Origin of the sequence: Shewanella sp. WE21, from assembly GCF_002966515.1 — a bacterium.
Taxonomy (GTDB): Bacteria; Pseudomonadota; Gammaproteobacteria; order Enterobacterales; family Shewanellaceae; genus Shewanella; species Shewanella oncorhynchi.
In genome coordinates this window covers 5,072,323-5,095,218 of the sequence record NZ_CP023019.1, presented here as the reverse complement: position 1 = coordinate 5,095,218, position 22,896 = coordinate 5,072,323, and the positions used below count along the sequence as shown (strand labels likewise).

Here is a 22,896-nt window from a genome sequence, read left to right as displayed (position 1 = left end):
ACACGATACTCATTAATAAAAGCAGGTCAATTATCCAAGGTTGATACGATAAGTCTAGTGATTTCAATTAAGTATGGGGCAGACGCGCGTTAACCCAAAGCTAACGCCAAATACTAGATTTTGGTCACGTGAATCAGTCTAATGTAGAGTGATTCACTTACATGGACCAGAAAAATTAGTGAATCAATCCGCCAGCTCTTGCGATCCCTACAATACCAATCAAAATCCAAAAACCATTGAGTAACGTGTAAGCGGCATCTTTGCGTAAAGCGGCACACCATGTTAGCAAAACAGCATCTATCGTGTTGAAAATCCAAACAAACATAAAAGGACTTTCAGGGCCAAGCCAACTGACAAGTGAGAAACTAAATATTCGCATTAGAACACCAACCATTTCAAAGGTCCGCATGTTTGCGTTCAAAAATGCATTAAATTTTTTATAAGACAATTTATTACAACTCTTCTATTTATAAGCAAATTCTTATCATGTAGAACTACATAAAAGAACGACTGTTACTAACGTAATCCCTTTGACACAGGGTAAATTGCGCGAAATTTTAGTATGTAAACCTGACTAGGTAAATCTGATTCGTTAAATCACTCTGGTGTAGAGTGATTCAACGGCTCATTTTTGACAAAAACGCGTTAGTTTTGTTACCCGTCATTTTGCTAACCTTTTTTCACCCATTCTATTGGGGATGCTGACTAGCTCGGTATCCGCGCTGTAGCGCAAGTGTACTGAGATCACTAAATTAGTACGCTTCGCTCCGTTGGTAAATGTTCTAGACGATCTCCAAGTACTTCTTTAAGTAATCCAAATGCTTTCATTCCTGTGCAATGTCCTGTGTACAGCTTATCAATTGGATAGTGTGACAAAGCTTGACCGATTGCTTGAATATCTTGTTTAGTCCCACCAATGCTATTCAATAGTGGCAAACCAACCAAGTGAAAACCTCCAACAACTGCTTTTATTCTGTGGTTAGGGACAGTTCAATAGCAGTCTCAACCATATTTAAAACACCGCTGTGAGCACAACCAGTAAAGACGATTAGGCCATCGCTTTCTTTAACGACCAAAAGTAATTCATGGTCAAATGTATCATTTTCGTAACCATTTTCTGATTGGGTATAGAGGATACCGATTCCCTTTTGGTTTTTCATATTCATCACTAATTTCGGTTATAATAAAAATGTTCGGCAATATCTCTGTTGTATGTTCAACAAAAACTAAGCGCTCACTTGCATTTTTTAGCAATTCTTTATTAATACCAACATCATTCTTAAAACCAAACGGCTTAAATCGATAGTTTTTATCCTCACAGTTTTTCAGATATATCTTTGCTTTAGAATTTCGTTCAATAAAGTGAGTAGTACCGTTGCAATGGTCGTGGTGACGATGAGATATCACTTCGAGATCAATGTCTTGAATGCTAATATTCATCAACGCCGCATTCTCACAGAACGTACTACTGCTTCCTGTATCAAACAGAATTTGGCTTCCCATTGTCTCTACATGAAAAGAGAGTCCCCGCTCAACCTAGTTCTGGCCTACTGTCTAAACGAGTATTATCAACTAATGCTGTAAGTTTCATCATTATCCAAAATAGTTATAGTCCTTTGCGCTTAACGCCTTATACCTGCACGAAAGTAATTAAAAGTAGGCACTTGCCATCATTACAAAAATTTTTGGCGCAGGCTACTTCACGATCAGTGATTCTACCGGATTAAAATTGCTTTGGGGCACAAGTGGGTTAAAGCCATCTGTCGGATCTAATTGCATAGTGGTTTGAATATTGAGGAGCTAAGTCAAGACTAATCCAGTTCAATCGTGCGTTCAGTTTGACCTGTTCTTAGACCACAATCTTTACCTGCAGACGTGTCACCCAATCTCGTTACGCTTTATGCCTAATCGTCGGTTTTACCCAATCCCAATGCGCATAATGAGCGCTGAACAGTTATCTGCTAATGCCGGTGTGGATGATGTCAGTACCTAAGAGTGTGGTCCTATGATCCTGCCGTGTGTTTACCTGCAGGTGTGTCCGCTAATCTCACGCTGGCTAAATAGTATTTGTGAGGCTGGGAGATTCGTTGGGCTGATAGGTATTGATGCCTGGCATCAAGGTGCTTGTTTACGACTTTGTCAGCGGCTTTACCTGCAGGTGCGTTAGTCGTTCAGGTTGTGGGTGAAGTTGGCACAAATAGGACTGATATAGTCGTGTTGAGCGACGATGACGAGTGAGAATAGCGCACGTTTTCTTAGCTTTAGTTGTTACTGGTATGTTGTATTGTGATCGGGGGATTACACCATTAGACTTCAACAGTGTTTCGATGCGGCCTAGATAATCCCTAGATCCCCTTAAAAAGTTGGGAGTACTCAAACCCGTGCAGCAGTAGGGCTACAGGCGAGTCGTTGCATCAACCCTAGAGGAGGATGCAACGGCTCACTTTTGTTTTTTTGTGTTAACGCTTCAAGGGCGTAAAGGGTAGGGCAAAAGGTGAGTTTTTTGGTAGTTCTGGGTGAATTGATGGCGCCTAAATGGATCCTTCTATTTGGCTCGCTGTTTCGGTCGCGGCCTCATCCTGCGAAGGCGTTATCCGCTCCCCGTTTTTAGTCATCGAAAGCAGGTGAACTGGGATGATCTACACACTGTTTCTGGGTGATTGAACGCGTTTTTAGGCGCATGCTGCCTTAATCTGAATTGTTATTGATATGTTTCTATTCAATGGGTATTGTTCAGTGTGTTGCACCAATATGGTTCAACCGTTTTTCGATGCGGCCTAGATAATCCCTAGATAGCCTCAAAAAGTTGGGAGCACTCTAGCCCATGCAGCAGTAAGGCTACAGGCGAGTCATTGCATCAACCCTAAGGAAGGATGCAACAGCGTGTGCTTGTTGCTTTAGTGTTAATTGTTGGCGATAGGATGAAGAGGGTAAAAGCCAAGGTTTTAAACAGTTTTAGACGGTTTTACGTGAACAGTAGCAGTCTAGGCCTTGGCTTACTTTAGCCGAGTGCCAGGCTCGTTCTCTTTACCTATATTAGTCATCCTGCATAGATAGGAATGGAGCGATGATCATGTGCAATTATGATGAATTTTGATTTTCAGATGGGCGGATTTTGTGCCTCGCCGATGCTCACGGTTTGATTGAAACCGAATGTGCCACTTTATGACGATGAGAATAACTCTCAATTCGATGTGGATGCGAACCATTATCATCGCGGGTCCTTCCGGCTCGGTTGATTGCGGGTTCGGTGACGCGCAGTGCTTCACTACATATGAGGATTTTAGAGGGCTTGGTTGTTGTTTTATTTGCAGGCTTTTAGGGGGAGTTCATAATTTCAGACACTGTTTATGATATTGATTTTAATTGATTATTTTCCTTGTCCCTCAGGTGCTCGAAAAATAGATGTGCTCGGATATACCAACTTCAACAGATCGATTTTGTGATCCTTTGATCTTAGTTGAATGGACCGATATTTTGCCTCTATGTGTAAGTGAGTCACTATAAAAGCGGAGAACGGTGAGGGGAGAAACCTACCTTTAGCTTGAATACATCAGAGCGTCGCCGCCTAGGCTCATCGATTCGTCCCAGCTTTATCTCAAAATCACTTAACTGATAACTAAACCATTCAAAATTGGCTAACCGGTTAGTAATGTATGTCATGACTGTGATTTTACGCAGTACTTAACCAATGCTTGCCATCGCAAAAAGCTCGCGCTAATCAAGTTGCAATCAAACAATCCATTGGTGGTATTGGCGAGTCATTAGGTTAAGGAAGACTGTTCGTGGTTATGCCTGCAATGCCAGTTGGACCATCTGCAGTATTTTGGTCTGAAAAGACCGCAGTAATTAGTGATGATTAACTGCCAAAGTCAGCCAGTACTAATGTTAGGATAACCACTCTCTCAAGTCGAAGCGTATGACCGACAGCGAGAAGCAGCCAACCTTATGGGGTTAAGCTGATGAGGGGGTGAATGACAGCCTGAATGTGGGGCCCCAATGCTGTCAACCAAGGTCAATAATCAGTCGAAAGTGAGAGTGAAAAATGAGAAAGCTAAAACGATATCAAGTGATTACCTACCAAATTGTATAAAAGACTGCTACCGCAAAAAAGCAAATTCCGATAGCATCATTCATACCCATTTACACGGATGTGGCAGCGACCAAGTCCAACAAGCGATTTATGCCCTGCAAACAGCGCTGTGCATAAATACTAAGACATTAGTGCCACAAACTATGAGCACCCAAGAAGAATTTTTGGCAATTAAATATGCAGCAGGAATACTGCACACCAAAGACATCATTGAGCATGTTAATTCTCAATTAGATAAAGGTATTTGGTCGGATGTCTTTCTTGAAATATTAGATTGCGATCCAAAGGGATGGGGATGTATTTCAACGCTATTCGAAAAATACCTAAAAGAAATAGGTGTATTAATTCCGACAATAGAAGAGGCTGCAAGAGAACTAGTTGAGCATCATGTACTATTAATTGCTTCGGGCACAGTAACGCCCTGTATGCAGTTTAAAAAGTTACTCGAAGAAATTGATAATTATGATTATTACAGCAAAACAAAAGACTATCTCGGGGATAATCTAGGCATACATCAAATGTACGGTTGGTACTACGAAGATTACTGTACGGTTGATCAAATCAACCAAGGAATTCTTGAAGCAAGCAACGTTTTGGTTACCACGTATGCAAAAAAACACTAATAAGCGCATGGTGTTGTACTGGTTTTCGTTGTGCTTCAAACCAGCAGCAAATGCGAGTGTTAGCTGTATTTAAAGTATGGCAATATCATTAGACTTTAGAATAAAAGGAATTATTATGAAAAAACTAATATTTATCTTAACACTGTGTATTTCTTCTCTTGTTTCGGCCAATGAATCTTCTGGTTCAACTGCAGCAAAAGAGTGGCTTAAAATCGTTGATGCGGGTAATTACACTGAAAGTTGGCAAAAATCTGATTCATTCTTTAAATCACAATTGTCACAAACCAAGTGGGATACAGCACTTAAAGGCGTCCGAACTCCATTAGGTAAAGTTAAATCACGCTCTGAATTAGGCGCTAAAGAATATTCATCGCTTCCTGGGTGCCCCAGAAGGTGAATACTTAGTTATTCAATTTCAAACCGAATTTGAATATAAAAAGTTAGCAACTGAAACATTAACACTTAGTAAAACTAGTGGGCAGTGGCTTCCAGTTGGTTACTTCATTAAATAATTTTGTTGTATTTACTTAGGCTTGCAGGACTAACAAGGCCGCGCAGCAAAGCTGGCGATGTTAGACGGCGCAGACAATCTATTTGTCATTGCACTGATCAACCCAAATTCTTCACCGAAGTCCGATGTTTTTACCATTGACGCATATGCCGCACATTTGTTTTAGACGATAGTTAAAATGGTCTAAATCGACGCCTAATTGGCACTGCTTTTGCGGTGCTATTCAAAATTTCAGACATCATTATCAGTGATTTTTTTTACACAAAATGGAAAAGTCATCTTTAGGATTGAGTAGAAAATCTTTACCTACAATTGAAGTCATCTCAGCTTCGGAGATAAGAGGATTGTCAATTTTAAAAATTAACCTTTGATTCATTTGCTTTTTATCAAAAAATCACAATGACGTTTGTAAAATAATCTATCAAACTCACCATTGTTGATTATTCTTCGAAGACCGACTTCTATTCTCTGGGCTAAGTGAGGCTTGTTAGGTGAAACATAAAAATACGTAGCAAGAGGGATATGCAGCAAAATGTTTTCATCAATAACTAGATTTGGATACTGTAGATTGAACTGCTCAAGTTCTTGATAAGCTTCGTTCACTCCACGGCCAAATGTAGCAGACCTTCCCTTTGATAGCATGTTAAATAAACTATCATATTGAATGCTTTCTACGACCCCAAATCCAGCCTGTTGCATGGCAACTTTAGTTGACCATTGACTACCTGACCCTGTTTTAAGAGACGTTAATTGCATAATAGAGGTTATTTGAGCTAACGATTCCGCATTTTTCTTCTGAATAATGAAAATCCTAAACCCTTGAATTCCCTTACGGATGGGAATTTTTATTGGTATAAGCTTAGTATTCCACTCTGAACTAGAGGCATCAGCTATAACATTAATAGTTTGACCATCTTGTAATTCTCTTAATATGCGATTTCTGCTCATAATGACATCGGAAACCTCCAGTGAGGCTTGGCCGAAATCGGCATTGGTTGCATCAATCACTAGCTGTAAAAGGTCATATGTATATTGGTACCTATGGTCAAGGTTCGATTCTGAGTGATTGATAATGAATTGATCGTTAGCATAAGTGATAGGTACGCTTGTTATGGCCATCAAGAGAATAACAATCAAAAAAATTCTAACTATTTGTAAGTTATACATAAGAAACTCATGTTCATGTTCAGAAACCTATTTACTACATCCTCAAATAGACTATAGCTTAATTGGTCTGAACGGCGAAAAAACTAGGGTCTGTTGATCTTTGCTGTACAAATGTTGTTCAGCAATACATCGGCAGCCACATTAACATAAACGCCAGTGACACCATACTGGCGTAATTTCTTGCTAGCTTGTCATATCTTGTTGATATTGCTCGATAGTGCTTAATTCTTCCAAAAGCATTCTCCACTAAATGTCGATACCGATATAAGCACCAATCGACTCTTTCTTGAGGTGTATTCTTATAGCGGCGCCTTGGAATAACAGATTTCCCGCCTTTATTTGCGATAAGTTCACGAAAAGCATCGCTGTCATAACCTTTATCTGCAATGACGGTATCAACCTGCTTCAGGTGCTCAATTAAGCTGGGGGCGTGTGTAATATCGTGTTTTTGGCCTTCTGATAATTCGAAATAAATCGGTAATCCTCCGCTGTCGACGGCTAAGTGAATTTTGGTTGAATTACCGCCTCGACTTTTACCAATACTCTCATTACTTAGCGTCGCTGCACCTGCACTGTGCTGGTGAGCCCGCACTATCGAGCCATCAATAAAGACCCATTCTATATCAGCAAGGTTGGCTAAGGCCTTGAATAAATGTGCTAGAACGCCTTTCTTAGACCATAAATGAAACCGTCTAAAGACCGTGCTCCAATGACCGAACTCTTTAGGTAAATCTCGCCAAGGGATACCTGTTCTAAGGCGGTAAAGAATACCTTCGAATGTTTGTCTATGTTCAGGTTTGTCATAAACACGGCCTGTGCTTTTCATTAAATGAAATAGCTTTTCCCAGCGTGCATCGGTTAGCATAAGTCTTGGCATGGCTTGAGGTTATGGTTACTTTTGGCGAAGCAAATTATAACGTCTTGCCATGCTGTCTAAAAATCACTCTCGAAAGATCAACAGACCCTAATGACTTGTATAAATTATACTCATTAAATATTTACGATATGTGAGCATTCCACCAACTAGGATAAGCAAATATTCTAGCTGCTATTTTGAGGCAACTTGGGGTATGGCTTTAAAGAGGCCTATTTAGCTGGTTTGTGGGCCGCATCTAAAACGATGTGTATCGACTGCAAATGAGAATCAAAAATGTTGGGAGTAAACAGATTTAACATGAAAGAATATTGAGGTTATACGTAATCTTGTTGTCTCAGAACAGTTAATTTGGAAGGTTATTAAACTGAGTGTGTACATGTGGGTGTACAGATTTGGAGTGTGTACATTGATTTTTATACTATTAATCAATGGTTAAGTGGTTATTGTTTCGTAGTCGTGCCTAAATATGCTTAGCTGAGAATGATTAGACATAAATTAAATTCAATGACAGTTTGTCGAATAATAACATCTTAACACCGAAATTCCTCGAATGAACATTTACACTACAAAGGTGATTAAGCCATTATCTTGAAAATATAACGGCTTAATAGGTGATCTTCATTAAGATTCGACGGTACAATTGCGGTTAAATAGGAGAATAATGTCTTATGTACCATCAATTTCTAAATGAACCTATGGTGCTTGATGTTGCAAAGGCATCAATACTCACATTACGGCTACCCGACGATGTGAGTGATTTTATTGTGTCGCAGGCGATCAATGCCCCTTTACTAGAGATTATCGTCATAGCTGAAGCCGGAATTCAGCAAAATATAGTCATCCGCTTCCAGCCGTTTATGGGTCTTAAGGTCGAATCGTTACCGCAAAGCCCTCAGGCTTTCAATACACCAATAACCCGCAGCCTTGGGCAAGGTTTTAGGCTTTATACACGGATGGGAACTGCTGCGAAATTTTGTGCGGCTGAATTGAGGCGAGGTGTATCTTTTACCTTAGATACGACTCGTCATTTAGGTGCAGATAATGACTTAATAGATGCAGATAGTTACTTAACTTTTGCCTTACAAGCCAATTCAAAGTTTGAGTTAGTACCCTTAGAAGCGGATTTGCGGGTTTTGCATGAGCCCAAAGCGTTAATGGTTGCTAAAGCACTGTTAGCAAGGCACTACGACTATGCCGCATCATCTGAATCTCTTGCAATTTACATGACTGAAATCGAGCAGGTTAGATTAGAATTGCAGGCGTTTATGCGTGGGGAGCTTGGTCAATGTCATGCCAGCCTTGCTGATGAAGTATTAAGGATCGATCCCTTGCTACTGCAAAAACAACAATGGTTATTTAGAACCTATACCCATATGTTTGAGCGACCAAACTACAGCCGCGCTGCTAATGATGTCGATAACACTGATAAGCTATTAAGAAAATTAGAGTGTTATGAATTACTCGCTTCACCGGAATTGATCCTGATGGTAGACCGATTGATGGAAGACGAAACGTAAACTTTTTTACCCAAATTTAGCTAAATGATAAGAGTCCATTATGCATTATTTATGTCCCCTGTGTGCCGCCCCACTGACGTTAACGGAGCGAACTTGGGGTTGTTCACAGCAACATAAGTTTGATATGGCCAAAGAAGGCTATGTCAACTTATTACCTGTACAGAAGAAAAACTCAAAAGATCCTGGTGATAATAAACAGATGATGTTTGCTCGGCGTGAATTTTTAAACGCGGGTTACTATCAAGGTTTGAGTGATAGAGTGAATGAGCTCGCGCTTGAGTTTGGTGTCGAAGCAAAACAAATCCTCGATATAGGCTGTGGGGAAGGGTACTACAGTCAACGTTTATTTCATGTGTTGAGCCAGCACCATGATTGCAATTTACAAGGTATAGATATTTCTAAGTCTGCAATTAAATATGCAGCTAAACGTTACCCTAATTTGCAATTTTGTGTCGCAAGTGCCTATGAAATGCCAATCGCATCCCAAAGTGTCGATCTTGCCATTCGTATTTATGCCCCTTCAAAAGTAGAAGAGTTACAACGGATTATGGCTGATGGAGGCTTACTGATAACGGTTTCTCCGGGACCTTTACACCATTTTGCGTTGAAACAACAAATTTATGCTGAGCCAAGATTACATCCCGTTTCCACAGCGCATATTGCTGGATTTGAGTGTCTGCATCAGGAGCGCTTAATCTCCCAGTTAGAACTGGCAAACAGTGAACATATTGCTCATTTTTTAGAAATGACGCCCTATGCTTGGAAGTTTACTCATGCCCAAAAGCAAGCATTTGCGTTGCAAGGACTGAACTGTGAATTGGATTTCCAAATTGAAGTGCATCGGATTTCAAAGTAAGCGATAAGATTAAGCTATTGAAATAAAGTATTTAAAATGCTTAACTGTACTTGCTAAACAGCATGAACCTAGTGTTCTGCTAGCCGGTTGCAAAACCGTAAAGTAGATTTAGGCAAAATAAATAATCCAAAGTGTCGCAGTGTGTTGACTTATCTTTAGAATGGTTTATAGTCTTATCAGCTTGAAGGTTGGGCTTATATTTATGTGTTCAATACGACCAGTTCGTCCTGTAAACATAAGTAATACCGGCATTTTCCAGCTCCACCCGCCGTTAAGGCTTTAATTTTTTATTTACAGGATTTATATTATGTCTCAAGTTACTGGTGTTGTTAAGTGGTTCAACTCTGACAAAGGTTTCGGATTCATTGAGCAAGAATCTGGTCCAGATGTATTCGTACACTTCCGTGCGATCAACTCTGACGGTTTCAAAACTCTTGATGAAGGCCAAAAAGTGTCTTTCACTGTGACTCAAGGTCAAAAAGGTCCACAAGCTGAAAACGTAACTATCATTGGTTAATTTTCAGTGCTGTTAGCCTAGAGCTGATAGCAATGGATTAAAGGGCTATGGTTAATTCCGTGGCTCTTTTTATTTGTGCGAAAATAAGATTTCATTTAGTTTAGATTGTTGAATCCAGTATAAGCGACGAGATCCACTTAACATGTCACATTAATTTAATGCTTAAATCTGAAGTTAATCCTCTAATCTTTCTCTGTTAGAATCCAATTCTGATATCTCCAAGATTTTCAATAAAACCATTTGATACGCTCTCCTTATTTTTACCCCTGTAACATTCAATTCCATTATATGTTAACTCTTAACGCTTGCTCTTATCGAGTTTATTTTTTGCGTAATCTTATATTCAATGTCGAACGCGAATGTGTCTAATCATCCATTTTTTGTAAATCAGTGATGCCGAATATTATTGGTGCATATACATTTCTTGCACTTAGTCATCCTACATATACTAAGCTGCACCTAAGTCTGAAAGCCTTGTAGTAAAGAGTTGAGGCTGGCAAAGCATTTAGTGCTTGATATTAAAGAACACTAGCTTATTTATGATGTAGTTTGGAGCCGACCAAAAAATGAATATTGCTATTGAGATGCCTTGCATTTCGTACATTTAAGTATTTCCGACAGAAGCTTTAGGCTGCTAATCCAACTTAATTATCGGCTGCTTTATAGCGGAATAATGCTCTCCCTCGACTAGTTTTCCTAACTTATAAAGGAGGGGTCTACAGTTAGCACTAAATGGATTAAGAGCCCTTTCTACTGGCGGGTATTGGCCTGATATTTTGTTAGCATGTTTATTGCTTCTAATGTGACGTTAGTGACAACGCAAGAATACTTAAAGTTGAGAACTATATACCGAGGATCTTTTGATGGGTTATGTTATTTAAGGGACTACGATTAAGCCGAAAAATGGATAAAGCTAAATTTAAATATTGTGGAGTATTACAGTGTAAATAAAAAAGCCATGCAATTGCATGGCTTTTCTGGTTTAGCTTAAGTGATTATGGACGCGCCATATCCGACTCTGCACCATTAGCGAGTTTGATTTTGGCAGTAGACTCTTCGTTCGCAGTATTCTCATACTCTCGTCCTTTAGGGACTGCCACTTGTTCTCTCACCTCAACGACAGGCTTCGTCATATCCGAAGACACCATAGAGCCAAAGCGGCTGGCGGCTTTCGGCTTGCTGACAACAACTGCATCCGTGATTTGCGGTGTTGTTGGAACTGTTTGTACTGTGGCTTGAGGCTTAGCGATAGCAGCCGGTCTGGCCATTGGCGCAGAGGCTGTTGCTTTCACGGCTTCTTTTACTTCAGCGCTCGGTGCAACACTTGGCTCGACAAGTGTTTCGGTTTTAGCTGCTTCAGCTTTGGGTACTGCTACTGATTTAGTCACTGAGCTTTCAACTGATGGGACTGCAACGACTACGGCTTCAGCAGTAACGCTGGTCACCTGAGTTTCAACGATTGACGCAAGGTCAACTTTTACGTCAGCAGCCTTTGGCTCTTCCGCTTTCGTTTCAGTGGTTTTAGTCACAACAGGTTTAGTTTCAACTTGCTGAGTTTCAACTGCTGCAACGTCATTTGCTTGAGGCTGAGGCTCAACTTTTGCTTCTACTTTAACAACAGCAGGAGCTTCAACAGTTGGAGTTGAACTTGTTTCAGCTATTTCGACGCCATCAGTTTTAACGGCCGGTTCAGTTACCGCTGTTGTTTGAGTTGCAACAACAGGAGTTTCCACTCGAACACTGACGATTTCGCTTGGGTACTCTTGGTCAGCACCTAATTCGTCATTAGGAACGAATTGCGCTGGCGTTGATGTACCTTGGTCATCTTCGTCGCGACGACGACGTTGACCCGCTGCACGAAGGTGGCGAGGGCTACGACGGCTACGACGTTGACCATCTCTTTGCTCGCGTTTTGATTGATCATCAGCATTAGCATTTTCGTTGTCTGCATCAACTTCGCTATCTTGCGATACAGCATCCGCTGCTACAGTATGAGCTGCTGTGTCAACCAAGGTGTTTTCAGCTGTGTTAACAGCATCAACCGCAGGTGTTTCTACTACAGTAGAAATTACAGTTGTCTCTTCTAGCACAATATTTTCTTGCGCTTCTTGAGCAGGTGCAGCTTCCTTACGAGGCTGGCGACGTGTTCTTGGCGCTTTAGTTTCTGCTGGCGTTTGGGCAATGACTTCCGCTTTGGCATTAACACTGATAGTACTTGCCGCTGCGGCGTTAAGGGCTGCAATTTCCGCTAACACTTCTGCTGCATCTTCAGGTGCAATTGGGATCGCATTATCTGGCGTATTATGGCCATTATCGATACGCACCTTACGACGCATGTTACGGCGCTGACGACGCTCACGGGCGACTTCTTGCTTAGGGGCATCATCTGCTTCAATGTCGGCAACAACATCTTTTGGCGCTTGTACGCGTGGCTTCGGTTCAGCTTTAGCTGGACGTTTAGCCGCTTCTTCTTTTTCGCGTACTGGACGTTCTTGTGTGCTGACTACTGCATCAGTCGGTTTTTTTGGATTGCGGCTACGCGGCTCACGAGTGCCTTCTTTTGCTTTGTCGGCATCTTGGGCATTGCGTGGGCGGCGAGTGTCATTACGACGGTTACGGCGATTTGCGTTAGCCGCACTGGTATCAGTTGCTTTAGTTTCAACAACTTTTACGGGTTCAGCTTTTTCACTTGGCGCAAACATGGCACTGATTGCACTCACAAGCTTGCTGAAGAAGCCTGGTTGTGGCGCTTCAACTTTCACCGTTGGTGATGGGGCTTGTTCTACTTTTTGTGGCGCTGCAAAACCTTTTAATGCCGGAATCGGCGCCGCAGTACGTTCCAGTTTGCGTGGCTCATACAATTTGGCTTCAGGATGCTCTATACGCTTATAGCTTGATTCACTGATTTCATCATCACTACGGTGACGGATCACGCGGTAATCAGGCGTCATCATGTGTGCGTCAGGTATCACATACACTTCGACATCGTGACGCTGTTCTGTGATGCGAATGGCTTTGCGTTTCTCGTTTAACAAGAAAGCTGCAACATCCACAGGCACAATCGCTTCGATTTGTGAGGTGTTTTCTTTGATGGCTTCTTCTTCCATCAAACGTAAAATTGACAGTGCTAAAGACTCGGTACTGCGAATCGTGCCTTGGCCATGACAGCGAGGGCAGATATGCGCTGCAGATTCTTCTAAAGAGGGGCGTAGACGTTGACGCGACATTTCCATCAAACCGAAACGAGAAATGCGACCTAATTGCACACGGGCGCGGTCGTGGTGAACAGCATCACGTAAGCGGTTTTCAACTTCACGCTGATGGCGCACAGGCGTCATATCAATAAAGTCGATAACCACTAAGCCACCTAAGTCGCGGAGGCGCAATTGGCGGGCAATTTCATCGGCGGCTTCAAGGTTAGTGTTCAGTGCTGTTTCTTCAATATCGCCGCCTTTAGTGGCACGGGCAGAGTTGATATCGATTGAGGTTAAGGCTTCAGTTGGGTCGATAACAATTGAACCGCCAGATGGCAGACGCACTTCGCGTTGGAAGGCGGATTCAATTTGTGATTCGATTTGGAAGTGAGTGAATAATGGCACTTCAGCTTCGTACAGTTTTACGCGCTCAACGAAATCAGGGCGAACTAAGGCGATATGTTGCTTCGCTTCTTCAAAAATACGTGGATGATCGATGAGGATTTCGCCCACGTCACGGCGTAAATAGTCACGAATAGCGCGAACTATCACATTGCTTTCTTGGTGAATTAAGAAAGGTGCGCCTTTAACTTGTGAAGCTTCGGTGATCGCCGCCCAGTGGTGTTGTAGAACTTTTAAGTCCCACTTTAACTCGGCAGATTCTTTGCCTACACCCGCAGTACGCACGATAAGACCCATGCCAGCAGGCACTTCTAAGTCAGCCATCGCTTCTTTTAGCTCAGTGCGCTCATCACCTTCGATACGACGAGAAATCCCGCCAGCACGTGGGTTGTTTGGCATTAATACTAAGTAAGAGCCTGCAAGGCTGATGAAGGTCGTTAAGGCTGCGCCTTTATTGCCGCGTTCTTCTTTGTCAATTTGGACAATAACTTCCTGTCCTTCACTGACCACTTCTTTGATATTTGGGCGACCTTGGAACGAATATCCCTTCGGGAAATATTCTCTAGCGATTTCTTTCAGTGGCAAAAAGCCGTGACGATCGGCACCGTAGTCGACGAAAGCGGCTTCTAAAGACGGTTCTACTCGGGTAATTTTACCTTTGTAAATGTTTGATTTTTTTTGCTCATGACCTGGGCTTTCAATGTCTAGATCATACAGTTGTTGCCCATCAACAAGGGCAACACGCAACTCTTCTGATTGAGTTGCATTGATTAACATACGTTTCATGATGACGTCATTCTTCTTTAAATAGAGGTCATCAAACATCGCGCTTCGCTGCATTACGGGCCTAGCAGTAGGTCAACTGAGCCTCACGGCTGGTGGCTAGGCAAGAGGTGCGCATTACTGTTAGACGCAGTCGCTGCGTGTCGCATCCTATTTATGGCTTATTTTTTAATGATTACAAAAACAAGGAATTCGTTGTAAAACATCAACCAACCCCATAAATTCTTTAGTTTCGTTCCGGTAATGCCCAAGTCGAATCGGTTTGTCTGACGACAAGTTATAATATCCTTCGAAATCGGGGAGGAAAACCTAGGGTAAACCTTATTAAAGTAAGGTGACTTTCTCGATTTAATCGTAAAAAACGCATTTGTGGTATTTTTACTCTATATACGATTTGCAAATCAATGATTTGCTATCAAGAAAATCTTTTTTTATCCGTTAAATTTTCCGCTTGGGATCAGGGCGTTGTGAACACTTTATTCACGGCTTATCCCTAATCGCTGGTGAAATATAGCAATAATCAAAAAATTCAGCAATGGAAAGGCACAATTCTTCTCAGTTGTTGTACAATGGCGACCGTTATAATTAGATGGCGCATCATGAATATAGAATCCACCCCACAACAGGTTCAGTTGATCACGATTGATGAAGATCACTTCGAACAGCGTATCGATAACTACTTAATGACCAAGCTGAAGGGCGTGCCGAAAAGCATGATCTATCGCATTGTCCGCAAGGGCGAGGTTCGAGTGAATAAGAAACGCATCAAACCCGAGTACAAGTTGCAGATTGGCGACATAGTACGTATTCCGCCAGTCCGCGTGGCAGAGCCGGATAACCGTACCGCACCATCGGCGAACTTAAGTAAAGTCTCGCAACTCGAAGATCGTATTTTGCATGAAGACAATCATTTGATCGTGCTGAATAAACCTGCTGGCATTGCCGTGCATGGTGGTAGTGGAGTCGATTACGGTGTGATTGAAGCATTGCGTTCACTGCGTCCTCAACAAAAGTTTTTAGAGCTAGTACATCGTCTCGATAAAGATACTTCGGGTGTGTTGTTGGTGGCTAAAAAGCGTAGCGCGCTTAAACATCTGCATGATCAGCTTCGGTATAAAAAGATGCAGAAAGACTATTTGGCCTTAGTTAAAGGTGAATGGTCTGCTCAAGATAAAGCCGTTAAGCAGCCTTTATTGAAAATCACCCTCAAATCCGGTGAGCGCATTGTGCGTGTTAATGCTGAGGGTAAACCTTCAGAAACGCGCTTTAAAATTATGCAGCGTTACCAAGGTTGTACTTTAGTGAAGGCAAGCCCTGTCACTGGACGTACTCATCAAATTCGGGTGCATTGCCAATTTGCTGGCCATCCTATCGCCTGTGATGATAAGTACAGCGAGCAAGGGTTTGACGATAGCATGCGTGCATTAGGCTTAACTCGACTCTTTTTACATGCCGCTGAATTGATGTTCATTCATCCAGAAAATGATGAAGTGATGCGGGTTTCAGCGCCTTTAGATGAAAATTTGTCGCAATTACTCGATAAGTTAAAGCGTGCGTAATCGACGGGGATAGGTTTCAAGGATGAAGATAAAGCAATACGATTTAGTGATTTTCGATTGGGATGGCACTCTGATGGATTCCATCGGTAAAATTATCACTTGTATTGAAAATATGGCTAAGGCATTGCAGTTACCTATCCCAACTGAAAGTGACATTCGCGATATTATTGGTCTTTCTATGACAGAAGCGCTGCGAGTCCTGTTCCCACAGGGACTTAATTGCAGCGCTTCTTCTGCCAATTCTCAGCATCAGCAGCATTCTAATAATGCATTCAGCCAAGGCGAAAATGATCAATATCAGCAAATGCGCGCTGAGTTTAAAGCACAGTATTTGCATTTAGACACCACGCCAACGCCCTTGTTTGTACAAACTCCAGCGTTAATTGATGACTTGCATAGCCAGGGCTATAAGTTAGCCGTCGCAACCGGTAAAGCTCGTGCGGGACTTGATCGCGTCTTTGAGCAAACAGGCTTAGGTCGATACTTTGTTGCGTCACGCTGCGCCGATGAAGTGCACAGCAAACCCCATCCTGAAATGATCTCAAGCTTGCTGAAAGAATTGAATATTGCACCGAACAGAGCCTTAATGGTGGGTGATTCTCTGCTAGATTTAACCATGGCGGCCAATGCAGGGATTGATAGCGTTGGCGTGACCTATGGCGCTCACAGTGCCGAAAAGTTGCTGCGGGCAAAACCTATCGCCTTGATTGATTCACCAAAGCAATTACTGCAATACCTCTAACACTGCTATTCAATACTGAAGCGGCAATACATGCCGCTGCGCATGAGACTTCCTTATCATTTTTATTTACGTCTCGTCTTCTTGTCGATGAAACGACTCTGTAGCCCGGTATTTTTGATGCGCGTCATCGATTCAATAAACAGAGCAAAGCCTTGGCAAACGTTTAAGCGAGAACGTCTACACCTTGGGCTAACAGCATTTCCGTCAGTAATATCAGTGGTAAGCCAACTAAGGTATTGGGATCGCGACCTTCGAGCGCTGTAAATAACGCGATACCTAAACCTTCGCTCTTAAAACTCCCCGCGCAATAATAAGGCTCTTCTTTTTCAATGTAAGCCACAATCTGCGCATGGCTAAGGTGCCTAAAATGAACCGTAAAGGGTTCAACCTCAGCGGCCATAGCGCCAGTTTTGGCATTATAGAGTGCAAGACCAGTATAAAAGGTGATGGCCTTGCCTGAGGCTTGAGTGAGCTGCGCGACGGCATTATTAAAATGATGGGGTTTACCGATAATCTTGTCATCAATGACGGCAACTTGATCGGAACCAATAATCAGACCATCGGGGAATTGTTCTGCTCCCGCGACGGCCTTTGCTTTGGCTAATCGCAGCACTAAAGTATGGGCCGATTCTTCGAGATACGCCGTTTCGTCAATATTAGGATTGCAGCATTCGAAGGGTAACCCGAGTTTTTGCAGTAAAGATTGTCGATATACAGACGTCGAAGCTAAGATTAATGGGGTTGGCATAATGAGATATCCGCAAAAGAGTGACTCATATTGTGACCAATCAATGCGAGAGAGTGCAAGAGTTTCGTCTTTTACGGTTTCTTTTCAATGAATGCGACTATTTTAGGCGGCTTGCGCTTGTATGCGGCCCCATGCTTGGGTACTATTTCGCATCCGTCAATTTCAATGTTGGGGCAGGGGAAAGGCTTAAGTCGCAAACTGGGACTTAAGTTAGCATTTTTTCTTTGACTCTAGCGTTTTCAAACTATAATATGCGCGCCTTATGCAAACAGTAAAGATACCGGTTTCAATTGATCCATTTCGCGCCGCCTCGAGTCGCCTAGTTTATCAGGGCGTTGTTCCTGGTGTGCAACTGAAAAGATTAACTGAGTTATGTGCCGGCGACTGTTCCGATGTGGCAGTGTCGCTTGAATGTGGCGTAGATTTACAGGGGATAGTCTACCTGAAAGGGAAGGCTGTGACGGAGCTCACTCTGATATGTCAACGTTGCATGACACTATTTACCACTGAGGTTACGGTCGAGTTTTGTTTTGGTCCATGTCGGACTAAAGCAGAAATCGATGAGCTCCCGGATGCGTATGACCCAATTGAGTGCAATGAAATTGGCGAAGTGCGTCTACATCAATTGATCGAAGATGAATTGATAGTCGCTATGCCGATAATCCCAATGCATCAAGAAATTGATTGCAGTGCGGGATCTAAAGACATGGTTGTAGGCGAGATAGAACCCGCTCAAGAGGAGCGTCCAAATCCGTTTGCAGTGTTAGAAAAACTGAAGAGCAAGTAATCGAGGAGACAGGCCAATGGCTGTACAACAGAACAAAAAATCACGTTCAAAGCGCGGAATGCGCCGTTCACATGACGCACTGAGCACTGCTCAGCTGTCTGTAGACGCTACCAGCGGTGAAATCCATATGCGTCACAATGTGACTGCAGATGGCTTCTATCGCGGTAAAAAGGTAATCAACAAGTAATTTGTTGGTTTCCTAATGACGAATCTGACGCTTGCGTTAGATGCAATGGGTGGTGATCATGGCCCCCACGTCACGGTGCCTGCAGCCTTGCGGGCACTACAATTACATTCTTTTCTTAAAATCATTTTAGTCGGTGACAAGACTGAAATTGATGTCTATCTACTTCAAGCCGAAGCGAGTTTACTTTCGCGCATAGAAATCATTCATACCGATGAAGTCGTTAGTATGTCCGATAGGCCTGTGCATGCCTTGCGTACACGTAAAAACAGTTCCATGCGATTGGCTATTGAGTTAGTGCGTGACGACCGCGCACAAGCGTGTGTGAGTGCCGGTAACACAGGGGCGCTGATGGCAATGGCGAAAGTATTGCTGAAGACCTTGCCTGGTGTTGATCGACCCGCCTTAGTCAGTTGTTTACCTGCGGTGACTCAAAAACCGGTTTATTTGTTGGATTTGGGCGCGAATATTTCCTGTGATTCTGAAACCTTATTTCAATTTGCCGTGATGGGCTCAGTCCTGTGCGAAGCGGTAGATAAGAAATCTCGGCCAAAAGTCGCCTTGCTCAATGTGGGCGTTGAAGAAATTAAAGGTAATGACCAAGTTCAGCAAGCCGCGCAGTTGCTGCAACACACAGAACAAATCAATTACACAGGTTTTATCGAAGGGGATGAAATCTATTCCGGTAATGTGGATGTGATTGTTTGTGATGGGTTTGTGGGTAACATCACGCTCAAGACCTCAGAAGGTATTGCCAAGTTATTAGTACATCAGTTAAAACGGGGACTAACCCAAGGTTTATTCGTTCGTTTTCTGGCTAAACTTATCGCCCCTCGTATCCAGGCGGTCCTTAGTCAGATGAACCCCGACCACTATAACGGTGCAAGTCTGATAGGATTGCGCGGAATAGTTGTAAAAAGCCATGGAAACGCGGATGAAACTGCCTATTTACAAGCAATTAGTTTGGCAGTAACGGAAGCTCAACGTCGACTCCCTGAAATGATAAAAGATCGTTTGGAGTCGATTCTTTTAGATATAAATAACTGATCCCTCCTTATGCATACAAAAATTCTCGGAACTGGTAGTTATCTACCGGTGCAGGTGCGTAGCAATCAAGATTTGGAAAAAATGGTGGAAACCACTGACCAATGGATTGTTGAACGTACAGGTATATCAGAACGTCGCATTGCGGCTTTCGATGAAACCGTTTCAACTATGGGCTACCAAGCGGCATTAAAAGCGCTAGAAATGGCTGGCATAGAAGCATCAGATTTAGACATGATCGTTTGCGGCACCACCAGTGCTCCCAATGCTTTTCCGGCTGCGGCCTGTGAAATTCAAGCCATGCTTGGCGTGCATACCATTCCAGCTTTTGATATCGCAGCGGCGTGTTCAGGCTTTGTTTATGCTTTATCTGTTGCCGATCAATTTGTAAAAACGGGCGCGGCTAAAAAAGTATTAGTGATTGGTGCCGATGTACTGTCTCGCTTATGTGAGCCAGAAGATCGTTCAACGATTATTTTATTTGGTGATGGTGCGGGCGCGGTTGTGATAGGCGCATCCGAAACGCCAGGGATCATTTCGACCCACATTTATGCCGACGGTCGCCAAGGTGACTTATTGAAATGCGCTTTCCCACCACGTAAAGGCGAAACCTCTGAAGCGGTCGGTTTTATGACCATGAAAGGCAACGATGTCTTTAAAGTGGCTGTGACTCAATTGTCCCATGTCGTGACTGAGACGTTACGCATTAACAATATCGATAAGTCAGAAATTGACTGGTTAGTGCCACATCAAGCTAACTTCCGAATTATCAATGCTACCGCTAAAAAGCTCGATATGAGTCTTGATAAAGTCGTATTGACCTTAGCTAAACACGGTAATACTTCTGCCGCGTCAGTGCCCATTGCATTGGATGAAGCCGTACGTGATGGCCGTATTCAGCGCGGACAACTACTGCTGCTTGAGGCCTTTGGTGCTGGGTTTGCGTGGGGCAGTGCGCTCATTCGTTTCTAAGTTCTACATGTGTGTTCCACATGATTTTTCAATAAATTAAGTTAGCCATAGGTAATTTGAATATGGAAAATATTGCTTTTGTATTTCCGGGTCAAGGTTCACAAGCCCTAGGCATGTTAGCCGAGCTTGCCGAATCTCATGCTGTTGTTGGACAAACCTTTGCTGAGGCGAGTGACGTCTTAGGTTATGATCTGTGGGCATTGGTTCAGCAAGGTCCTGTTGAAAGCTTAAATGAAACCGATAAAACTCAACCAGCCCTATTAGCGGCGAGCGTGGCGATTTGGCGTACCTACGTGGCTTCAGGCAAACCTATGCCAGCTATACTAGCGGGTCACAGCTTAGGCGAGTATTCTGCTTTAGTTTGCGCCGGTGTGATGGATTTTAAAGACGCGATTAAGTTGGTGGAATTACGTGGTCAACTGATGCAGCAAGCGGTTCCAGCTGGCACGGGTGCTATGTATGCGATTATCGGTTTGGACAACGAGAGTATCGCTAATGCCTGCGCCGAAGCGGCTCAAGGTGACGTGGTGAGTCCAGTTAACTTTAACAGTCCTGGTCAAGTGGTCATTGCAGGCCAAAAAGACGCAGTTGAGCGCGCTGCAGCAGCTTGTAAAGCAGCAGGCGCTAAAATGGCGGTGGCTCTACCTGTCAGCGTGCCATCACACTGTGCATTAATGAAACCTGCGGCGGATAAACTGGCCGTGGCATTAAACGATGTACAGTTTAATACCCCAACAATTACAGTGATTAATAACGTTGATGTGGCATCACCCACCTCTGCTGATGACATTAAAGATGCGTTAGTGCGTCAGCTATATTGTCCTGTTCGCTGGAGCGAAACTGTTGAGCTAATGGCCCAAAAAGGCATTACCCAACTGGTGGAATGCGGTCCTGGTAAAGTATTGACAGGATTAGCAAAACGAATTAATAAATCACTATCAGCCCAAGCGGTTAATGATGTTGCTTCATTAGCTGCATTAACTGAGTAAGGAGTTTATATGAGTTTCAACCTGAATTTAACAGGCAAAGTGGCTTTGGTGACAGGTGCGAGCCGTGGTATTGGCCGTGCGATCGCTGAGACACTGGTCGAAGCGGGTGCAGTGGTTATTGGAACCGCAACCAGTGAGAAGGGCGCTGCGGCAATCCAAGAATATCTGGGTGACAAAGGTTTTGGTTTAGTGCTTAATGTCACAGATAGTGAATCTGTTACACATTTATTCGCCTCGATCAAAGAAAAAGCGGGTGATGTTGATATTCTAGTCAACAACGCGGGTATAACCCGTGATAATCTGCTGATGCGGATGAAAGATGATGAATGGCAGGATATTATCGACACCAACCTGACATCGTTATTTAGACTGTCAAAACCTGTGATGCGTACCATGATGAAAAAGCGCTTTGGCCGAATCATCAATATCGGTTCAGTGGTAGGCACCATGGGCAATGCAGGTCAAGTTAACTACTCGGCAGCAAAGGCGGGTTTGATTGGATTTACAAAATCTCTTGCAAGAGAGGTTGCATCTCGTCAAATTACAGTTAATGCTATCGCTCCTGGATTTATCCAGACCGATATGACAGATGAGCTGACCGAAGAGCAGCAAAAAGCTATCATGTCACAGGTTCCGATGGAACGATTAGGGCAAGCGCAAGAAATTGCCAATGCAGTGCTCTTTTTGGCCTCGGACTCAGCCGCTTACATCACAGGCGAAACTTTGCATGTGAATGGCGGCATGTACATGGTTTAAGGGCGAATGGCAGGGATTTCTGTCGCAACTGAGTAGTGATCTGTATCAATTGATAGTGAAATTTCGTGGTTAGACCACGAAAACTAAGCTTGCATTGTCAGCCAAATCTAATAAACTACTCGCAATCTTACGCAAGTGCGTAATTTGAATAGGAAAGAAAACTAATGAGCAACATCGAAGAACGTGTAAAGAAAATCATTGTAGAGCAACTGGGCGTTAAAGAAGAAGACGTTAAGCCAGCGGCATCTTTCGTTGACGATCTGGGTGCAGATTCTCTGGACACTGTTGAGTTGGTTATGGCTCTGGAAGAAGAGTTTGATACCGAGATCCCTGATGAAGAAGCTGAAAAGATCACTACTGTTCAAGCAGCGATCGACTACGTTTCTAAGAATCAGTAATTCTGAATTCTTGAAGACAGGCGGCATTTTTGCCGCCTGTTTTTGTTTTACCCCCGTCAAATTCTGCCTCCGTGCCATTCAATCGTCTCTGGATCGTGTTTTAATTGTTATCCACGAGATGCTCGCCGCAGATTGGCGAATTTTTCTAAATAAAAATTATTTAAGAAATTGTCTAAT

Annotated in this window: 21 protein-coding genes and 1 pseudogene; 16 read left to right on the top strand and 6 right to left on the bottom strand. The window is 43.0% G+C overall.

Annotated features, from left to right (window positions below):
* Positions 1–175: 175 nt before the first annotated feature.
* Complete coding sequence (locus CKQ84_RS22900; RefSeq protein WP_014610083.1) at positions 176–448, bottom strand: hypothetical protein; 273 nt, start codon at positions 446–448, stop codon at positions 176–178.
* 650 nt (positions 449–1,098) lie between these two features.
* Positions 1,099–1,503, bottom strand: coding sequence for a hypothetical protein (locus tag CKQ84_RS24120; RefSeq protein ID WP_254053151.1), 405 nt, complete (start codon positions 1,501–1,503; stop codon positions 1,099–1,101).
* A 2,178-nt stretch (positions 1,504–3,681) separates the two neighbouring features.
* On the opposite strand from CKQ84_RS24120, the pseudogene CKQ84_RS24115 reads away from it, so the two are divergent.
* From CKQ84_RS24115 to CKQ84_RS22880, 4 genes and pseudogenes are all read left to right on the top strand, one after another.
* A pseudogene (locus tag CKQ84_RS24115) lies at positions 3,682–3,849 on the top strand (IS91 family transposase); the annotation flags it as partial.
* 150 nt (positions 3,850–3,999) lie between these two features.
* Entirely contained in the window at positions 4,000–4,716 is a 717-nt protein-coding gene (locus CKQ84_RS22890; RefSeq protein ID WP_105252865.1) for a hypothetical protein, read from the top strand.
* A gap of 115 nt (positions 4,717–4,831) precedes the next feature.
* Entirely contained in the window at positions 4,832–5,113 is a 282-nt protein-coding gene (locus tag CKQ84_RS22885; protein ID WP_105252864.1) for a DUF4019 domain-containing protein, read from the top strand.
* A complete protein-coding gene (locus CKQ84_RS22880; RefSeq protein ID WP_105253142.1) occupies positions 5,082–5,228 on the top strand; it encodes a DUF4019 domain-containing protein in 147 nt (48 codons plus the stop codon). Before CKQ84_RS22885 ends, CKQ84_RS22880 begins: the two co-directional genes overlap by 32 nt.
* A gap of 371 nt (positions 5,229–5,599) precedes the next feature.
* Here the strand turns inward: CKQ84_RS22880 and CKQ84_RS22875 are convergent, their stop codons facing one another.
* A complete protein-coding gene (locus CKQ84_RS22875; protein WP_254053150.1) occupies positions 5,600–6,394 on the bottom strand; it encodes a hypothetical protein in 795 nt (264 codons plus the stop codon).
* 118 nt (positions 6,395–6,512) lie between these two features.
* The gene (locus CKQ84_RS22870) at positions 6,513–7,271 is read right to left on the bottom strand and encodes an IS5-like element ISSod6 family transposase (RefSeq protein ID WP_011071076.1); all 759 of its coding nucleotides are present in this window, start codon (positions 7,269–7,271) and stop codon (positions 6,513–6,515) included.
* Between the two features lie 668 nt (positions 7,272–7,939).
* On the opposite strand from CKQ84_RS22870, the gene CKQ84_RS22865 reads away from it, so the two are divergent.
* The 3 genes from CKQ84_RS22865 to CKQ84_RS22855 all read left to right on the top strand — a co-directional run bounded on the left by CKQ84_RS22865 (position 7,940) and on the right by CKQ84_RS22855 (position 10,161).
* Positions 7,940–8,788, top strand: coding sequence for a hypothetical protein (locus CKQ84_RS22865; protein WP_105252863.1), 849 nt, complete (start codon positions 7,940–7,942; stop codon positions 8,786–8,788).
* A 40-nt stretch (positions 8,789–8,828) separates the two neighbouring features.
* Positions 8,829–9,644, top strand: a complete 816-nt coding sequence (rlmA, locus tag CKQ84_RS22860) for a 23S rRNA (guanine(745)-N(1))-methyltransferase (protein WP_105252862.1) — start codon at positions 8,829–8,831, stop codon at positions 9,642–9,644.
* A 307-nt stretch (positions 9,645–9,951) separates the two neighbouring features.
* On the top strand, positions 9,952–10,161 hold the full coding sequence (locus tag CKQ84_RS22855; protein WP_011789734.1) for a cold-shock protein: 210 nt from the start codon (positions 9,952–9,954) through the stop codon (positions 10,159–10,161).
* Between the two features lie 995 nt (positions 10,162–11,156).
* On the opposite strand, the gene rne is transcribed toward CKQ84_RS22855, so the two are convergent.
* A complete protein-coding gene (gene rne, locus CKQ84_RS22850; protein ID WP_105252861.1) occupies positions 11,157–14,597 on the bottom strand; it encodes a ribonuclease E in 3,441 nt (1,146 codons plus the stop codon).
* 542 nt (positions 14,598–15,139) lie between these two features.
* On the opposite strand from rne, the gene rluC reads away from it, so the two are divergent.
* Positions 15,140–16,099: a 23S rRNA pseudouridine(955/2504/2580) synthase RluC gene (rluC, locus tag CKQ84_RS22845; protein ID WP_105252860.1), complete on the top strand. Its 960-nt coding sequence runs from the start codon at positions 15,140–15,142 to the stop codon at positions 16,097–16,099.
* A gap of 22 nt (positions 16,100–16,121) precedes the next feature.
* Positions 16,122–16,841, top strand: a complete 720-nt coding sequence (locus CKQ84_RS22840) for an HAD family hydrolase (protein WP_105252859.1) — start codon at positions 16,122–16,124, stop codon at positions 16,839–16,841.
* A gap of 163 nt (positions 16,842–17,004) precedes the next feature.
* Here the strand turns inward: CKQ84_RS22840 and CKQ84_RS22835 are convergent, their stop codons facing one another.
* A complete protein-coding gene (locus CKQ84_RS22835) occupies positions 17,005–17,589 on the bottom strand; it encodes a nucleoside triphosphate pyrophosphatase (RefSeq protein ID WP_105252858.1) in 585 nt (194 codons plus the stop codon).
* Positions 17,590–17,851: 262 nt separating this feature from the next.
* Between CKQ84_RS22835 and yceD the strand changes: the two genes are divergently transcribed.
* From yceD to acpP, 7 genes are all read left to right on the top strand, one after another.
* Positions 17,852–18,376, top strand: coding sequence for a 23S rRNA accumulation protein YceD (yceD, locus tag CKQ84_RS22830; RefSeq protein WP_028760371.1), 525 nt, complete (start codon positions 17,852–17,854; stop codon positions 18,374–18,376).
* 16 nt (positions 18,377–18,392) lie between these two features.
* The gene (rpmF, locus tag CKQ84_RS22825) at positions 18,393–18,563 is read left to right on the top strand and encodes a 50S ribosomal protein L32 (RefSeq protein WP_006081226.1); all 171 of its coding nucleotides are present in this window, start codon (positions 18,393–18,395) and stop codon (positions 18,561–18,563) included.
* Positions 18,564–18,578: 15 nt separating this feature from the next.
* Positions 18,579–19,607, top strand: coding sequence for a phosphate acyltransferase PlsX (gene plsX, locus CKQ84_RS22820; RefSeq protein WP_105252857.1), 1,029 nt, complete (start codon positions 18,579–18,581; stop codon positions 19,605–19,607).
* 9 nt (positions 19,608–19,616) lie between these two features.
* Entirely contained in the window at positions 19,617–20,576 is a 960-nt protein-coding gene (locus CKQ84_RS22815; protein WP_028760369.1) for a beta-ketoacyl-ACP synthase III, read from the top strand.
* A gap of 62 nt (positions 20,577–20,638) precedes the next feature.
* A complete protein-coding gene (fabD, locus tag CKQ84_RS22810) occupies positions 20,639–21,565 on the top strand; it encodes an ACP S-malonyltransferase (protein ID WP_105252856.1) in 927 nt (308 codons plus the stop codon).
* Positions 21,566–21,574: 9 nt separating this feature from the next.
* On the top strand, positions 21,575–22,321 hold the full coding sequence (gene fabG, locus CKQ84_RS22805; protein ID WP_006081230.1) for a 3-oxoacyl-ACP reductase FabG: 747 nt from the start codon (positions 21,575–21,577) through the stop codon (positions 22,319–22,321).
* Positions 22,322–22,485: 164 nt separating this feature from the next.
* Positions 22,486–22,719, top strand: a complete 234-nt coding sequence (acpP, locus tag CKQ84_RS22800) for an acyl carrier protein (protein WP_006081231.1) — start codon at positions 22,486–22,488, stop codon at positions 22,717–22,719.
* Positions 22,720–22,896 lie beyond the last annotated feature (177 nt).

Bases quoted from the DNA above. Each gene is read 5' to 3' on its own strand.
- CKQ84_RS24120 (WP_254053151.1), bottom strand. From the start codon at position 1,503: ATGGGAAGCCAAATTCTGTTTGATACAGGAAGCAGTAGTACGTTCTGT.
- CKQ84_RS22890 (WP_105252865.1), top strand. From the start codon at position 4,000: ATGCTGTCAACCAAGGTCAATAATCAGTCGAAAGTGAGAGTGAAAAAT.
- CKQ84_RS22885 (WP_105252864.1), top strand. From the start codon at position 4,832: ATGAAAAAACTAATATTTATCTTAACACTGTGTATTTCTTCTCTTGTT.
- CKQ84_RS22875 (WP_254053150.1), bottom strand. From the start codon at position 6,394: ATGTATAACTTACAAATAGTTAGAATTTTTTTGATTGTTATTCTCTTG.
- CKQ84_RS22870 (WP_011071076.1), bottom strand. From the start codon at position 7,271: ATGCCAAGACTTATGCTAACCGATGCACGCTGGGAAAAGCTATTTCAT.
- CKQ84_RS22865 (WP_105252863.1), top strand. From the start codon at position 7,940: ATGTACCATCAATTTCTAAATGAACCTATGGTGCTTGATGTTGCAAAG.
- rlmA (WP_105252862.1), top strand. From the start codon at position 8,829: ATGCATTATTTATGTCCCCTGTGTGCCGCCCCACTGACGTTAACGGAG.
- CKQ84_RS22855 (WP_011789734.1), top strand. From the start codon at position 9,952: ATGTCTCAAGTTACTGGTGTTGTTAAGTGGTTCAACTCTGACAAAGGT.
- rne (WP_105252861.1), bottom strand. From the start codon at position 14,597: ATGCAGCGAAGCGCGATGTTTGATGACCTCTATTTAAAGAAGAATGAC.
- rluC (WP_105252860.1), top strand. From the start codon at position 15,140: ATGAATATAGAATCCACCCCACAACAGGTTCAGTTGATCACGATTGAT.
- CKQ84_RS22840 (WP_105252859.1), top strand. From the start codon at position 16,122: ATGAAGATAAAGCAATACGATTTAGTGATTTTCGATTGGGATGGCACT.
- CKQ84_RS22835 (WP_105252858.1), bottom strand. From the start codon at position 17,589: ATGCCAACCCCATTAATCTTAGCTTCGACGTCTGTATATCGACAATCT.
- yceD (WP_028760371.1), top strand. From the start codon at position 17,852: ATGCAAACAGTAAAGATACCGGTTTCAATTGATCCATTTCGCGCCGCC.
- rpmF (WP_006081226.1), top strand. From the start codon at position 18,393: ATGGCTGTACAACAGAACAAAAAATCACGTTCAAAGCGCGGAATGCGC.
- plsX (WP_105252857.1), top strand. From the start codon at position 18,579: ATGACGAATCTGACGCTTGCGTTAGATGCAATGGGTGGTGATCATGGC.
- CKQ84_RS22815 (WP_028760369.1), top strand. From the start codon at position 19,617: ATGCATACAAAAATTCTCGGAACTGGTAGTTATCTACCGGTGCAGGTG.
- fabD (WP_105252856.1), top strand. From the start codon at position 20,639: ATGGAAAATATTGCTTTTGTATTTCCGGGTCAAGGTTCACAAGCCCTA.
- fabG (WP_006081230.1), top strand. From the start codon at position 21,575: ATGAGTTTCAACCTGAATTTAACAGGCAAAGTGGCTTTGGTGACAGGT.
- acpP (WP_006081231.1), top strand. From the start codon at position 22,486: ATGAGCAACATCGAAGAACGTGTAAAGAAAATCATTGTAGAGCAACTG.